Genomic DNA, 14,004 nt, shown 5'->3' on the forward strand with positions numbered 1-14,004 from the left:
CGTCCGCCTCCGTTCTCAGCCGCAACAGGACGTGCCCGGGGAGGGGGGCGCCGGATCGTCGCGATTGTCCTTCGAATGGGCGTTCTTCTCCGCCGGCAGGTTCATGGCGATGTTGCCGGCGAAGAAGCCGTTGGGCTTCAGCATGAAGCCGGCATATTCCACCGGCATGATCGGGAAGTCCTCCGGCTTGCACACATGCGTGTGGCCGAAGGAGTGCCACAGCACGAGGTCGGCATTCTCGATGGCGCGGTTCTGCTGCACATAGGCCGGCAGGCCCTGCCCGCCGGCATTCACCTTCGGATAGTCGCCGGACGCGTATTTCTCCGCCGGATGGAACGGCGTCACCCAGACGTGCTTCTTGGCGAAGCCGCCGCGCCGGGCGACGAAGGCATCGTCCTGCGCCAGCATCACCGGGGTGGGTGTCACCACCAGCTTGTAGCCTGGCGGCTTGCCGACGCTGTTCGTCGTGTTGGGGTTGGAGACCTTCCAGTAGCGGCCGGTCGCGCCATTGGCGAGCGACGCGGCGTCGAGCTCGCGCTTCAGCACCCTGGTCGTGGTGTCGAAGACGTTGCCATAGGGATTGTCGTCGCCCCACGGGCGCGGCACGAAATCGTGCTCGGTGACAGTATTGCCGCCGCCATCGACATCCATGTGCAGCCGGGCGTTGAAGAAGTGCTGATGGGTCGGCCCGCCCAGCCCCTCGTCGACCATGCCGCCCCAGGGATAGGCCTCGCCCGGCGTCACCGCGGCGGTCTGGATGATGCCGGTGAGCTTGGCCTCCAGCTGGATGGTGCCGTCCTGGTAGAGATACCAGTAGAAGCCGTAGTCGTAATTGCCGACGGTAGCGAAGAAGGAGATCACCAGCCGGCGCGAGCGCCGCACCTCATAGATACCGTTGCGGAATTCATAGTGCTTCCAGAGGATGCCGTAATCCTCCTCATGCATGCAGATGGCGTTCTTCATCAGCACGGGTCGGCCTAGATCGTCGGCGGCCGGCACGTCGAAATAATGGATGTGACCGAGGCAGTCGCAGCCGAGTTCCAGGCAGTTGGCGAGGCGGCCGAGGCCATATTCGCCGGCATCGAAGGCGCTCTTCCAGTAGTGGTTGCTTGTGGGATCGGCATAGGGCACCACCATTTCGGTGATGCTGGCGCGGAAGATCACCGGCCGCAGCCGCTCCCCCTCGTTAATGCCGAGCTCGTGCAGCACCAGTCCCTCGCGCGGGGTGAAGCCGACGCGGAAGCTCCAGTTCTGCCACTCGACCTTCCAGCCGTCGACGGTGAAGCTCGGCCCCTCCGGCTGCACGACATGCAGCGGCTTCAGTCCCTCGCGCGTCTTGGGGAAGGCCTCGCGGCCGTAATTGTGTGGCTTCTTCGGGACCGGGACGATCTTTTCCTCGTCGATGAGGTGGATGATGCGGTTGGCGATGAGGTCGAACACCGCCACTACGCCCTCGATGGGGTGGGCATAGCCATTGTCGCGGATGTCGCCCCGCCAATAGGCGACGCAGCGCACGATGCGCTTGCCGCGTTCGCCGTCGCGGTCGAAATAGCCGGCGGAGAACGGGTCGATCTGGACGAGCGGCAGGTCCTCTTCGGTGATGCCGCGCTTGGCGACGGCGGCCCGCCAGGCGGGATCGGCCTTTACGGTCTCCTCCGCCCGCAGGAACTCCTCGATCATGATCGGCGGCTGGCCATAGGGGAATTCGTCGGTCGGCAGCCGCTCGAACGAGGCGACCCTTCCCGCCGACAGGTCGACGATGGCCTCGAAGCTGGCGCCCGAGGCGATGTCGAGCGTCAGCACGAAGGCGAGGCGGGGCGGCACCTCGCCGGCGCGGAAGCCGGCGAGGTCGGCTTTCGCCGGCTCTTCCAGCCGGACCATAGGGAAGCGGACGGTTTCGCCGAGCGCCTTCTCGGCCCGGAGGAGGGAAACCGCCGCGGCGATCTCGTCGAGGCTCAGCGGGTCGAGCGGATAGGCGGGGCGGCTGGCGGTGATCCGGGTGTCCATGGCGACTCTCGATGACGGAAAGGGTGGCGCGTCGCTCAGGGCGCGGGAGCCTGCCCGCAGATCGGGCCGGGCATGAAGGACGACACCGTCGCGTGCGTGCCGTGGAGGCACAGGAGCGGGCACAGGAGATGCGTCCCGATCGCCATCGCCGAAAAGGTCGCCAGCAAGGCGAGACCGATGGCCGTCCGGGCCCGGTGGTGGGAGGCGGCAAGCGGCAGCGCGTCGTCGAACGACATGGAAGGCCCTCGGCTGGGTCGGCATTTCTCTCCGGCAGGATAGCGACGTGCCGGAGCTTCCCTATTGCCGAAGGCGCCGAAGATTCGATAATTTGCGCCAATCGCGGGGCCCGCGCCCGGGAAGGGAGCAGATGCGTTGATCTCGAAGCGCCGCCTGCCCGAAATCGCCGCGATCCGCGCCTCGGTCCTGCGCGGTCTGGTGGAGGAACTCGACCGGCGCACCGGCAAGACCGACATGCTGCTCGCAGGGCACGGCCTGCTGCGTTCGCAGCTGGAGGATCCCTATGCACGGGTGCCGATGACGCGCTACGTCGCCCTGTTCGAGGAAGCGGCGGTGCATGTCGGCGATCCGCTGTTCGGCGCGCGGCTGGGTGCGGCCTTCCGCCCGGCCGATCTCGGGCCGATCGGCATGCTGTTCTCGCTGTCATCGACCATCCGCGCGGCGCTGGCGCGCATGGCGCGGCACATGGCGGTGGTGCAGGGGGCGACCGGCATCGGCCTCGTCGCCGAGGCGGACCGGTTGATCTGGAGCTATCACCTCGAGGATCCCGGCCTGTGGCCGCGCCGACAGGAGAGCGAATATTCGGTGGTGGCCACCTGCCAGCTGATGCGCACCTGCTTCAGTGTCGGCTGGACTCCCGTCGAGGTGCATTTCGAGCACACGCCGCCGTCGGAGCCGGGCGCCCTGCAGCGGCTGCTGCGCTGCCCGCTGCTGTTCGACCAGCCGGCCAACCGGATCGTCATCGCCAATGAAGACGCCGACCGGGTGCATCGCCGCGAGGATCGCGACCTGATCGCCATCCTCGAACGCCACGTGGCGGATATCAGCGCCCGGGAGCAGCTGGCGCCGGGCATCGTCGAGCAGGTGGGGGCGCTGATCGGCATCTATCTCGGCCACAAGCCGGTCACTCTCGTCGAGATCGCCCGCGAGATGAGGATGCCGCCGCGCAGCCTGCAGCGCCGGCTGGCGGAGGAGGGGACCTCGCTGCGCCACCTGTTGCGCGCGCACCGACAGGAGATTGCCGGCCGCCAGCTCAGCGAAGCCGCGACATCGAAGGCGCGGATCGCCGAGGCGCTCGGCTATGCCGATGCGACGGTGTTCTGGCGCGCCCGCAAGTCGTGGAGCGGCGATCTTCATTGAGTCTCATTCAATGAAGCATTGAGCTGGATGAGGGCTCGGTTCGATTGCCTCGCCGCCCGGGCGGCCTATGGTTCGGCCCCGACTGATCCGAGCCGAAGGACGCGCCATCATGACCTATACCCCCGCCGCCGCCCGCTATGCCGGGGCGATGCCCTATCGCCGCTGCGGCACCAGCGGCATCGACCTGCCGCTGGTCTCGCTGGGGCTCTGGCAGAATTTCGGCGGCACCGACGTGTTCGAGACCGGCCGGGCGATCCTGCGCCGGGCGTTCGACCGCGGCGTCACCCATTTCGACCTCGCCAATAATTACGGCCCGCCGCCCGGCTCGGCGGAGGAGATGTTCGGCCGCGTGCTGGCCAGCGACCTGCGCCCCTATCGCGACGAGCTGATCATTTCCACCAAGGCGGGATGGGACATGTGGCCCGGGCCCTATGGCGGGGTCGGCGGCAGCCGCAAATATCTCGTCGCCAGCCTCGACCAGTCGCTGAAGCGCATGGGGCTCGACTATGTCGACATCTTCTATTCGCACCGGGTCGATCCGACGACGCCGCTGGAAGAGACCATGGGCGCACTCGCCCATCTGCATCGCCAGGGCAAGGCGCTCTATGTCGGCATTTCCTCCTATTCGCCGGCGCTGACGCGCCAGGCGGCGGCGATCCTCGAGGCGGAACGGGTGCCGCTGTTCATTCACCAGCCCAACTATTCCATGCTGAGCCGCTGGATCGAGGACGAACTGCTGGACACGCTCGCCGAGCTCGGCACCGGCTGCATCGCCTTCTCGCCGCTGGCGCAGGGGCTGCTGAGCTCGAAATATCTTGCCGGCGTGCCGGACGATGCGCGCGCGGTGAAGCAGGGCTCGTTCCGAGCCTCGATGCTGAGCGAGGAGAACCTGTCGCGCATCCGGGCGCTGAACGACATCGCTCAGGCGCGCGGCCAGACGCTGGCGCAGATGGCGATCGCCTGGGTGCTGCGCGACCCGCGCGTCACCTCGGCGCTGATCGGCGCGCGCACCGTCGAGCAGCTCGACAATTCGCTCGACGCGGTGAAGCAGCTCGATTTCGCGCCGGAGGAACTCGCCGCTATCGACCGCCATGCGAAGGACGGCGGCACCGATCTGTGGCGAGTCTCCTCGACCCTCTGAGGGCGCCGCCGGCTTCAGGAGGCCGCCGTCTCGACGGCGGCCAGCAGCGGCGGCTGGTGCTCCGGCCAGCGCGTCGCCTGATGATAGTGGTGGCCGACGGCCAGCACCCGGGCGTCATCCCCGCTGCGGCCGATGATCTGCATGCCCATGGGCAGCCCCTGCGGACCGAAGCCGCAGGGGACGGCGAGGGACGGCAGCCCGATCAGGCTGACCGGCACCACGATCTCCATCCAGCGGTGATAGGTGTCCATGGCGTGGCCGTTGATCGCCTGCGGCCAGCGCCACTCCGCCGGGAACGGCCAGACCTGCGCCGAGGGCATGACCAGCACGTCATATTGCGCGAACAGCGCGGCGGCGCGCGTGTACCAGCGCGAGCGGGTGAGGCTGGCGGCATAGACCTGCGCGGCGGTGATGGCCTGCCCGGATTCGATCTCCCAGATGGTTTCCGGCTTCAGCTGGGCGCGCTTGGCGGGGTCGGCCCACAACGCACCCTTCGAGCCGTTGTTGAGGAAGCCGCGCAGATGCGTCCAGGCGGTCCACAGCTCCTCGGCCGGGAAGGGCGGGGCGAGGACATCGACGCGGGCGCCGAGATCCTCCAGCACGCCGAGCCCCTGCCGGCACAGGTCGAGGATGCCCGGCTCGCAGCGATAGGCGCCGCCCCAGTCGCCGAGCCAGCCGACCCGCAGGCCGGACATGTCGATGTCGAGCCGGGCGGCATAGGGCGCGGTGGGGCGGCCGAAGGGCACTTCGGGATTCTCGCCGGCCAGCGTTTCCAAAAGGCGGGCGAGATCCTCGACGGTGCGCGCCATCGGCCCGTCGGTCGCCAGCGTCGCCATGAAGGTGTCGCCATCGGCATCGCTGGGGACGAGGCCCCAGCTCGGCCGGAAGCCATAGACGTTGCAGAAGGCGGCGGGGTTGCGCAGGCTGCCCATCATGTCCGAGCCGTCGGCCACCGGCACCAGCCGGGCGGCGAGCGCCGCCGCCGCGCCGCCGGAGGAGCCGCCGGCGGCGCGCTGGGTATCGTAGGGATTGCGCGTCACCCCGTGGACCGGGTTGAAGCTGTGGCTGCCATGCCCCCATTCCGGGGTATTGGTCTTGCCGGTGAGGATGGCGCCGGCGGAGCGCAGCCGGGCGGCGAGCAGGTCGTCCTGCGCCGGCACGTTGTCGCGATGCAGCGGCGAGCCGAAGGTGGTGCGGATGCCGCGCACGCTCACCAGATCCTTCACCGCCAACGGCAGGCCATGCAGCCAGCCGGCCGGCGGCACATCGTCCAGCGCGGTCGCTTCCGCCATCAGCGCGTCCGGGTCGCGCGGGGCGACGATGGCGTTGATCGCCGCATTGACGGCGGGAAGGCGCGCGAGATAGGCCGCCATCACCTCCGACGGCTTCACCTGCCGGGAAGCGATCAGGTGCGACAGCTCCGTTGCCGTCCGGTCCATCAGCGACATCGATATCCCCTGCCTGCTCGACGCGCCGGCGCCTGCCGGTCGCTTGCGCCCTACAAGCGACGGGCAGGCCGGGAAATCAACCCCGATATCGGCGGGATGCTGGCCCGCCCTCAGGCGTCGCAGGTGCGGGCGACCGGGCGGGCGCGGCCGAGCCACACCAGCGCCAGCCCGCCGGCCGCCAGCAGGCCGCCGGCGACCGGCACCGCCGCGTAGCCGAGGCCGAGGCTGATCACGCTGCCGCCGAGCGCCGCGCCGAGCGCGTTGCCGAGGTTGAAGGCGCCGATATTGATGGCGGAGGCGAGGCCAGGCGCCTCGGCGGCGGCCTGCATCACCCGCATCTGCACCGGCGGGACGATGGCGAACGCGGCGGCGCCCCAGACCAGCAGGCCGATCGCCGCGCCGAGATGGCTGGTGAGCAGCAGCGGCAGCACCGCCATGATCACCGCTAGCGCGGCGAGGAAGATCTTGGTGGCGCCGTCGAGCGACCAGTCGGCCAGCCGGCCGCCGAGGCCGTTGCCGAGGGTGAAGCCGACGCCGATCAGCACCAGAGCGAGGGTGACGAAGCTGCCCGACGCGCCGGTCAACTCCGCCAGCGCCGGGGCGACATAGGTGTAGAGGGTGAACATGGCGCCGGCGCCCAGCACCGTCGTCGACATGGCGAGCAGCACGGTGGGGTGGGTGAGGACGCCGAGCTCGCGCCGCACATTCGGCACCTTGCCGGGCTCGCCGCGCGGCAGGGCCACCCACAGCGCGGCGATGGCGACGAGGCCCAGCACGGCGGTGCCGGCGAAGGCCATGCGCCAGCCGATCTGCTGGCCGATCCAGGTGGCGGCCGGCACGCCGCCGATATTGGCGATGGTCAGGCCCATGAACATGGTGGCCACCGCGCTCGCCTGCTTCTCCCTCGGCACCACGCTCGCCGCGACGATGGCGCCGAGGCCGAAGAAGGCGCCGTGGTTCAGGCTGGTGACGAGGCGGGAAGCCAGCAGCGTGTAGTAGTCCGGCGACAGCGCCGACAGCAGGTTGCCGAGGGTGAAGATGCCCATGAGCAGCATCAGCGCGGTGCGCTTGCCGAACCGGCTGAAGGCCAGCGTCATCACCGGGGCGCCGATCATCACGCCGATGGCATAGGCGCTGACCAGCAGCCCGGCGGTGGGGATCGAGACGTCGACCCCCTCGGCGATGACCGGCAGCAGCCCCATCGGGGCGAATTCGGTGGTGCCGATGCCGAAGGCGCCGATGGCGAGGGCGAGCAGCGGCCAGTTGAAGCCGTCGGTGCGCGTTCCGGGCCGGGCCTTCGAAGTTGTCGCGTCCATTTCCTGCTTCCTGCTTGTCGGTTCGTTGGCTCAGTCGTCCCAGGCGGGGGCGAGACCGGGCGGGCTGACCAACCGTCCGCCCGGCCGGGCGAGCGAGCCGATCGCCGCCATCTCCTCGTCGCTGAGGACGAAGTCGAACACGGCGATGTTCTCGGCGACCCGCTCCGGCTTCGCCGTCTTGGACAGCGCGACGAAGCCCCGCTGGATCAGCCAGCGCAGCCCGACCTGCGCGGCGGTCTTGCCGTGCCGGGCGCCGATGGCGGCCAGCTTCGGATCGCGCGGCACCTCGCCGTCGGCCATGCCGAAATAGGCGGTCAGGCTAACATTCGCCTCGGCGGCAGCTTTCATCATCGCCCGCTGGTCGAGATAGGGATGCATCTCGATCTGGTTGGTGACGATGGGGGCGGCGCTCAGCGCCACCGATTCGCGCAGCTGGGCGATGTTCTGATTGCTGACGCCGATGAAGCGGGTGAGACCGGCGGCCTGTACCTCGTTCAGCATGGCGATCTGCTCGGCGATGGCGACCTTGTCGCCCGGCCAGTGCAGCAGCAGGAGATCCACCTGGTCGACCTTCAGCTTGTCGAGGCTCTCGGCCACCGAGGCGGCGAAGCGGTCCGGGCTGTACTTGTCGACCCAGACCTTGGTGGTCAGGAACAGCTGATCGCGCCGCGCGCCGGCCGCTTGCAGGGCACGGCCAAGCGCCGCCTCGTTGCCGTAGATCTGCGCGGTGTCGAAATGGGTGAAGCCGGCCTCGAGCGCGGCGGGGACCACCTGCTCCACCTCGGCTTCCGACATGCGGAAGACGCCGAAGCCGAGCGCGGGAATCGCGGCACCCCTGACGGTGACGGTCTGCATGGATAGTCTCCTGATAACTAGACGACCTCGGCCGCCCCTCGCGCTTCCGGCGCCGGAAGCCGCTTCCACGCCAGGGCGTGGGCTGTGCGGTCGGCGGAATCGGGGACGGTACGGTCTTGCATGATCCCCACATAGTGCCGTCTTGCCGCCGTGAGAACTCGTTCGGCCTCACAGCATCTGTGAAATCGTTTCACAGGCGGCTTTTCCGGCGCCTGCCGGCCTCGGCGATGCCCCGGCCATGCCTCACTCGGCGACGGCGGATGCTCAACATTTAGCCCCAGGCAAATATTGCCTTGCCGGTACCCATCGGTCATGCCTGTATATACAGGTCGTGGCCGCCAAGCAGGGCAGCAGGAAGCAGGGCATGCAGATCGTCTCCGCCGCGGACGCGGCGCGTCTTCTGAAGGACGGCATGACCGTCGCGGCGGCCGGCTTCGGCGGCTGCTGCCATCCCGAGGCGATCTCCGCCGCCGTCGAGGCGCGCTATCTGTCCGAGGCGGCGCCACGCGGCCTGACCCTGCTGTTCGCCGCCAGCACCGGCGACCGCAAGACGCGCGGCATGGGGCATTTCGGCCATGAGGGCTTGGTGCGGCGGGTGATCGCCGGCGGCTGGCGCGGCACCCCCCGGCTGGGCGAGCTCGCCGTCGCCGACAAGATCGAGGCCTATTGCTGGCCGCAGGGCGTCATCGCCCAGCTCTACCGGGCGATCGCCGCCGGCCAGCCCGGCGTCGTCACCCATATCGGGCTCGGTTCCTTCATGGATCCGCGCCATGGCGGCGGACGGCTGAATGCCGCGACCACCGCCGAACTCGTCGAGCGGGTGACGCTGCGCGGCCGCGACTGGCTGCTCTATCCCGCCCTGCCCATCGACTGCGTGCTGCTGCGCGGCACCACCGCCGACGAGGACGGCAACGTCACGCTGGAGGACGAGGCGTTCTCGCTCGACGTGCTGGCGATGGCGCAGGCGGCGCGCAATTCCGGCGGCATCGTGCTGGTGCAGGTCAAGCGCATCGCCGAGCGCCATTCGCTGCCCGCCACCGATGTCCGCATTCCCGGGGCGCTGGTCGACTATGTCGTGGTCTGCGAGGACCCGGCCCAGCACGGCGTGAGCTTCGGCGAGACCGACAACCTTGCCTATACCGGGCGCTTCCGGGCGGCGGTCAGCCGGCTCGATCCGTTGCCGCTCTCCCTCGACAAGGTCATCCAGCGCCGTGGCTTCCTGGAGCTCACCGGGCGCCGCCATCCGACCATCAATCTGGGCATCGGCATTGCCGCCGGCATCGGCCGGATCGCCCGCGAGGAGGGCTTCGACGACTACACCGTCACCATCGAGTCCGGGGTGATCGGCGGCATTCCGGCGGAGGAGCTTTCCTTCGGCGCCGCGGTCAATCCGAGCGCGGTGATTCCGCAGGCCTCGCAGTTCGATTTCTACGACGGCGGCGGGCTCGACGTCGCCTTCCTGGGGATGGCGGAGGTCGATGTGCGCGGCGCGGTGAATGTCAGCCGCTTCGGCCGCACCATCGTCGGCGTCGGCGGCTTCACCAATATCGCGCAGAGCGCCGGCAGCGTCGCCTATCTCGGCTCCTTCTCGCGCGGCGGCGCCGATATCCGCATCGTCGAGGGCGGGCTGTCGATCGTGAAGGACGGCGATGCCTGCAAGATCGTCGAGAAGGTGGCGCAGGTCAGCTCCGATCCGGCCGCCGCGCCGGCGGGGCAGCGCCAGCTGGTCATTACCGAGCGGGCGGTGTTCGAAGTCGTCGAGAGCCGGCTGACAATGACCGAGGTGGCGCCGGGGATCGACCCGCGCGCCCATGTCATCGACCGGTTGCCGCCCGGCGTCGCCGTCGCGGAGCGGCTGGCGACGATGGATGCCCGCCTGTTCTCCTCCTCCGCCATGAAGGATGCCCGCCCGTGAAGCTCGATGAAGCCGTCGTCATCGTCACCGGCTCGGCCACCGGGGTCGGCGCCTCCTGCGCGCGGATGCTCGCGGACAAAGGCGCGCGGGTGGTGGTGAACTACACGCGCAGCCAGGCCGAGGCGGAGGAGACGGCGGCGGCCTGCGCCGCGCTCGGCGCCGAGGTGGAGCTGGTGCGGGCCGACGTCTCGGACGATGCCGACTGCCGGATGATGGTCGAGCGGGCCGTCGCGCGCTGGGGCCGCCTCGACGCGCTCATCAACAATGCGGCGGTGACGGTGAAGTCCGATCCGTTCGATCTGGAGACCCTGTCGGGCGAGGACTTCCAGAAGGTGTTCGGTGTCAACGTGGTCGGCACCTACCAGATGTGCCGGGCGGCGATCCCCGCCATGCGCGCCGCCGGCGGCGGTGCCATCGTCAACGTCTCCTCCAATGTCGCCTTCACCGGCGGCGGCACCTCGCTGGCCTACACCGCCTCCAAGGGCGCGCTCAACGCGCTGACCCTTGCGCTGGCGCGGACCTGCGGCCCGGAGATCCGCGTCAACGCGGTGTGCCCCGGCGTGATCGACACGCGCTGGATGCGCCAGACGCTGGGCGAGGACGCCTATCAGGCGCTGGCCACCCGGTTTTCCGGCACCGCGCCGCTTGGCCGCGTCGCCACCCCGGAGGACGTCGCCGAGGCGGTGGTCTGGCTGGTGGAGGGCGCCCGCTTCGTCACCGGCGAGCTCCTGTCGGTCGATGGCGGCATCCGGCTCGCCGGCGGGGTCCGCAAGCCGGCCGCCGGCAAGGGAGCCTGAGCATGCCGGTCTCCGCCCGCGATCTGATGGATTTCCCCATTCCTGAAGGCCGGGGAGTGGCGAGCACCCGCGACGCCATGCTCTACGCGCTCTCGGTCGGCTATGGCCGCGAGCCGCTCGATGCCGAGCATCTGCGGCGGACGCAGGAAAACGGCCTGGTGCCGACGCCGACCCTCGCCAACATCCTGGCGCATCCCGGCCCGTGGATGAAGGATGCCGGCGTCGACTGGCAGCGGCTGGTGCATTCCGAGCACCGGCTGACGCTGCACCGGCCGGTGCCGTTCGACACGCCGCTGGTCTCCCGTTCCCGCATGGTGTCGGTGGTTGATCGCGGTGCCGGCAAGGGCATGTTCGCCACCTTCGAGCGGACCTTAGCGGTGCTCGACGAGGATGACCGGCCGGACGCGGCGCCGGTCGCCACCATCCTACAGACCAATGCCTGCCGCGGTGATGGCGGCTGCGGCTCGGCGGGCACGCCGCTGGCGCCGCAGCCGCCGGTGCCGGAGCGGGCGCCCGATGCCGTGCTGTCGCTGGCAGTGCCGGAGGATGCCGCGCTGCTCTATCGCCTGAACGGCGATCGCAACCCGCTGCATTCCGATCCCGCCTATGCGCTTCAGGCCGGTTTTCCGCGCCCGATCCTGCACGGCCTGTGCAGCTTCGGCCTCGCCGGCTATGCGATCGGCCGGCTCATGGGAGCGCCCGGCTTCGCCGATGTGAGCGCCATCGCCGCCCGTTTCACCGGCGTGGTGTATCCCGGCGACACGCTGGAGGTGGCGGTCTGGCGGGCGGGGGACGATCTGCATTTCCGGGTGCGGGTGCCGGCGCGGGATGTCACCGTGCTCGACCATGGCACGGCGAGGCTTGCGGGATGAAGACCCGGCCGGTCGGCGAGGCGCCGCATTATCTGCGCATCAAGGAGAACATCATCGCGCTGATCGCCGAGGGCAAGCTCAGGCCCGGCGACCGCGTCTATTCCGAGAGCGAACTGGTCTCCGCCTTCGGGGTCAGCCGGATGACCGCCAACCGCGCCTTGCGCGAGCTGATGTTCGAGGGCGTGCTGACGCGCTCCGCCGGGCTCGGCACCTTCGTGTCGTCGCAGCGGCAGGATGTCGATCTCCTGCAGATCCGCAACATCGCCGAGGAGATTTCCGGCCGCGGCCACACGCACACCGCCCGGTTGGTGGTGGCCGAGCGCATCGCGGCGGATGCGGGCGTCGCCCAGTCGCTGGATATCGCGGCCGGCATCGAGGTGATGCGCACGCTGATCGTCCATCTGGAGGACGACCAGCCGATCCAGATGGAGGAGCGCTACGTCAATCCCGTCGTCGCGCCGGACTATCTCGCCAATGACTTCACCCGGATCACGCCGAACGAGTACCTCTCGCAGGTCGCGCCGATCACCGCCTTCGAGCATTTCGTCGAGGCGATCCGGCCGGATGCGACGATCCGCCGGCTGCTCGGCGTCAAGCCAGACCAGCCCTGCCTGCGAGTGTTCCGCCGCACCTGGTCGGGCGAGGCGGTGGTGACCTGCGCGCTGCTCTCCTATCCCGGCGACAAGTACCGGCTGGAGGCGCGCTCGCGCGACATTCCGGCCAAACCCGCCCGCCTGCCGCAGGAGTCCATGCCATGACCGCCGCCGGGAACGCCGTCTCGTTTTCGGGCTCCGCCCCCTCGACCGGGGACATCGCCGCCATCGCCCGGCGCGATACCCGCCTCGTCGTCTCGCCGCAGGTCGAGGCGCGGATCGCCGCCGCCCGGGCGGTGGTGGACCGTTATGTCGCCGCCGACCTGCCGGTCTACGGCCTGACGACCGGCCTCGGCGCCGGCGTCGACACCAAGCTGGCGGTGGACGACCTCGTCGCCTTCCAGCTGCGGGTGCCGCAGGCCCGCGCCGTGGGCGTCGGCGCCGCCCTGCCGCGCGAGGCGGTGCGGGCGATGATGGCGGTGCGCGTCGCCGGCATGGCCGCCGGCGGTTCCGGGGTGTCGCCGCCGGTCTTCTCTGGCCTCGTCGCGGCGCTGAATGCCGGCGTGCATCCGGTGGTGCCCTCGCTCGGCTCGATCGGCGCCGCCGATCTCGCACCGCTCGCCCATATGGGGCGGGCACTATTGGGCGACGGCGAGGCGGAATATCGCGGCACCGTCATGCCGGCCGGCGAGGCGCTGGCCGCCGCCGGCCTCAGCCCGCTGCCGCTGGCGCCCAAGGACGGCCACGCCCTCGTCGTCGCCAACAGCCTGTCGGTCGGCCTGGCGTGCCTCGCTTTGGAGGATCTCGACCGGCTGCTCGCCTGGTCGCTGGCGGCGGTGGCGCTCAATTTCGAGGCGTTCCGCGCCAATGTGACGGCCTTCGACGACCGCGCCCTTGCGGCCCGCCCCGCCTTCGGCCAGCGCGAGGCGGCCGGCCGGCTGCGCGGCCTGCTGGCGGGTGGCTCGCTGCTCGCGGAGGGCGCGGCGCGGCGGCTGCAGGATCCCCTGAGCTATCGCTGCGCGCCGCAGGTATGGGGCGCGCTGATCCATGCGCTCGCCGAGGCGCGCGAGGCGACGCGGATCGAGATCGCCAGCTCGGGCGACAATCCCGTGGTGCTCGCCGAGGAAGGCCTGATCCTGTCGCATGGCAATTTCGACATGACCGCCTTCGTGCTGGCCTGGGAGCGGCTCGGCCAGGCGCTGGCCCACTGCGCCGCCGCCATCGCCTGGCGCACGATGAAGATCACCTCGGCCGGCTTTTCCGACCTGCCGCGCTTCCTCACCCCGCTCGGGCAGAGCCGCACCGGCTTCGCGACGGTGCAGAAGACGGTCTCGCTGCTGGAGGTGGAGATCCGCAGCCTCGCCGCGCCGGTGTCGCTCTCCCCGATTCCGGTCGCCGACGGGGTGGAGGACCAGGCGTCGCTGGCCCCCAGCGTCCTCGCCAAGATCGAGGCGATGATCGAGCGGATGCGCTACCTCGTCGCCATCGAGCTCGCCGCCTCCGCCCAGGCGGTGGAGCTGCGCGGCGTGGCCGGCGAATTGGGAGCCGGCACCGGCGCGGTCTATCGCGCGATCCGTGCGCGCGTCGCGCCGCTGCACGAGGACCGCTCGCAGGCCGCCGATTTCACCGCCATCGCCGCCTTGATCGAAACGTCCGAACCCTAGCCGCCGCCATACCCATCCT

Annotated in this window: 12 protein-coding genes; 7 read left to right on the forward strand and 5 right to left on the reverse strand. The window is 70.0% G+C overall.

Features of this window, described 5'->3' with window-relative positions; genetic code table 11:
- Positions 1-15: 15 nt before the first annotated feature.
- Both KHC28_RS09495 and KHC28_RS09500 read right to left on the reverse strand, forming a co-directional pair.
- Positions 16-2,007, reverse strand: coding sequence for a primary-amine oxidase (locus tag KHC28_RS09495; RefSeq protein WP_214008071.1), 1,992 nt, complete (start codon positions 2,005-2,007; stop codon positions 16-18).
- A gap of 35 nt (positions 2,008-2,042) precedes the next feature.
- Complete coding sequence (locus tag KHC28_RS09500; RefSeq protein ID WP_214008072.1) at positions 2,043-2,243, reverse strand: hypothetical protein; 201 nt, start codon at positions 2,241-2,243, stop codon at positions 2,043-2,045.
- Positions 2,244-2,379: 136 nt separating this feature from the next.
- Between KHC28_RS09500 and KHC28_RS09505 the strand changes: the two genes are divergently transcribed.
- Together KHC28_RS09505 and mgrA are read left to right on the forward strand one after the other, a co-directional pair.
- Positions 2,380-3,384 (forward strand): AraC family transcriptional regulator, encoded by a 1,005-nt coding sequence (locus KHC28_RS09505; RefSeq protein ID WP_214008073.1) that lies wholly within the window; start codon positions 2,380-2,382, stop codon positions 3,382-3,384.
- A 109-nt stretch (positions 3,385-3,493) separates the two neighbouring features.
- The gene (gene mgrA, locus KHC28_RS09510; protein ID WP_214008074.1) at positions 3,494-4,525 is read left to right on the forward strand and encodes an L-glyceraldehyde 3-phosphate reductase; all 1,032 of its coding nucleotides are present in this window, start codon (positions 3,494-3,496) and stop codon (positions 4,523-4,525) included.
- Between the two features lie 14 nt (positions 4,526-4,539).
- On the opposite strand, the gene KHC28_RS09515 is transcribed toward mgrA, so the two are convergent.
- The 3 genes from KHC28_RS09515 to KHC28_RS09525 all read right to left on the reverse strand — a co-directional run bounded on the left by KHC28_RS09515 (position 4,540) and on the right by KHC28_RS09525 (position 8,144).
- Complete coding sequence (locus tag KHC28_RS09515; protein ID WP_214008075.1) at positions 4,540-5,973, reverse strand: amidase; 1,434 nt, start codon at positions 5,971-5,973, stop codon at positions 4,540-4,542.
- A gap of 110 nt (positions 5,974-6,083) precedes the next feature.
- Positions 6,084-7,289, reverse strand: a complete 1,206-nt coding sequence (locus KHC28_RS09520; RefSeq protein WP_214008076.1) for an MFS transporter — start codon at positions 7,287-7,289, stop codon at positions 6,084-6,086.
- Between the two features lie 30 nt (positions 7,290-7,319).
- Positions 7,320-8,144: an aldo/keto reductase gene (locus KHC28_RS09525; protein ID WP_214008077.1), complete on the reverse strand. Its 825-nt coding sequence runs from the start codon at positions 8,142-8,144 to the stop codon at positions 7,320-7,322.
- A 364-nt stretch (positions 8,145-8,508) separates the two neighbouring features.
- Between KHC28_RS09525 and KHC28_RS09530 the strand changes: the two genes are divergently transcribed.
- The 5 genes from KHC28_RS09530 to KHC28_RS09550 are packed head-to-tail and all read left to right on the forward strand — an operon-like array spanning position 8,509 to position 13,985.
- Positions 8,509-10,059, forward strand: coding sequence for an acyl CoA:acetate/3-ketoacid CoA transferase (locus tag KHC28_RS09530; RefSeq protein WP_214008078.1), 1,551 nt, complete (start codon positions 8,509-8,511; stop codon positions 10,057-10,059).
- Complete coding sequence (locus tag KHC28_RS09535; protein ID WP_214008079.1) at positions 10,056-10,856, forward strand: SDR family NAD(P)-dependent oxidoreductase; 801 nt, start codon at positions 10,056-10,058, stop codon at positions 10,854-10,856. Before KHC28_RS09530 ends, KHC28_RS09535 begins: the two co-directional genes overlap by 4 nt.
- A 2-nt stretch (positions 10,857-10,858) precedes the next feature.
- Positions 10,859-11,728 carry a MaoC family dehydratase gene (locus KHC28_RS09540; protein ID WP_214008080.1) on the forward strand — a complete coding sequence of 290 codons (870 nt, stop codon included), beginning with the start codon at positions 10,859-10,861 and terminating at the stop codon, positions 11,726-11,728.
- Complete coding sequence (gene hutC / locus KHC28_RS09545; protein WP_214008081.1) at positions 11,725-12,486, forward strand: histidine utilization transcriptional repressor HutC; 762 nt, start codon at positions 11,725-11,727, stop codon at positions 12,484-12,486. Before KHC28_RS09540 ends, hutC begins: the two co-directional genes overlap by 4 nt.
- Positions 12,483-13,985, forward strand: coding sequence for an HAL/PAL/TAL family ammonia-lyase (locus KHC28_RS09550; RefSeq protein ID WP_214008082.1), 1,503 nt, complete (start codon positions 12,483-12,485; stop codon positions 13,983-13,985). The genes hutC and KHC28_RS09550 overlap by 4 nt, the downstream gene beginning before the upstream one ends.
- Positions 13,986-14,004 lie beyond the last annotated feature (19 nt).

Origin of the sequence: Ancylobacter sonchi (genome assembly GCF_018390695.1) — a bacterium.
GTDB classification, from domain to species: domain Bacteria; phylum Pseudomonadota; class Alphaproteobacteria; order Rhizobiales; family Xanthobacteraceae; genus Ancylobacter; species Ancylobacter sonchi.

Excerpts from the sequence above, each read along its gene's own strand:
- KHC28_RS09495 (WP_214008071.1), bottom strand. The coding sequence starts at position 2,007 with ATGGACACCCGGATCACCGCCAGCCGCCCCGCCTATCCGCTCGACCCG.
- KHC28_RS09500 (WP_214008072.1), bottom strand. The coding sequence starts at position 2,243 with ATGTCGTTCGACGACGCGCTGCCGCTTGCCGCCTCCCACCACCGGGCC.
- mgrA (WP_214008074.1), top strand. The coding sequence starts at position 3,494 with ATGACCTATACCCCCGCCGCCGCCCGCTATGCCGGGGCGATGCCCTAT.
- KHC28_RS09515 (WP_214008075.1), bottom strand. The coding sequence starts at position 5,973 with ATGTCGCTGATGGACCGGACGGCAACGGAGCTGTCGCACCTGATCGCT.
- KHC28_RS09520 (WP_214008076.1), bottom strand. The coding sequence starts at position 7,289 with ATGGACGCGACAACTTCGAAGGCCCGGCCCGGAACGCGCACCGACGGC.
- KHC28_RS09525 (WP_214008077.1), bottom strand. The coding sequence starts at position 8,144 with ATGCAGACCGTCACCGTCAGGGGTGCCGCGATTCCCGCGCTCGGCTTC.
- KHC28_RS09530 (WP_214008078.1), top strand. The coding sequence starts at position 8,509 with ATGCAGATCGTCTCCGCCGCGGACGCGGCGCGTCTTCTGAAGGACGGC.
- KHC28_RS09540 (WP_214008080.1), top strand. The coding sequence starts at position 10,859 with ATGCCGGTCTCCGCCCGCGATCTGATGGATTTCCCCATTCCTGAAGGC.
- hutC (WP_214008081.1), top strand. The coding sequence starts at position 11,725 with ATGAAGACCCGGCCGGTCGGCGAGGCGCCGCATTATCTGCGCATCAAG.
- KHC28_RS09550 (WP_214008082.1), top strand. The coding sequence starts at position 12,483 with ATGACCGCCGCCGGGAACGCCGTCTCGTTTTCGGGCTCCGCCCCCTCG.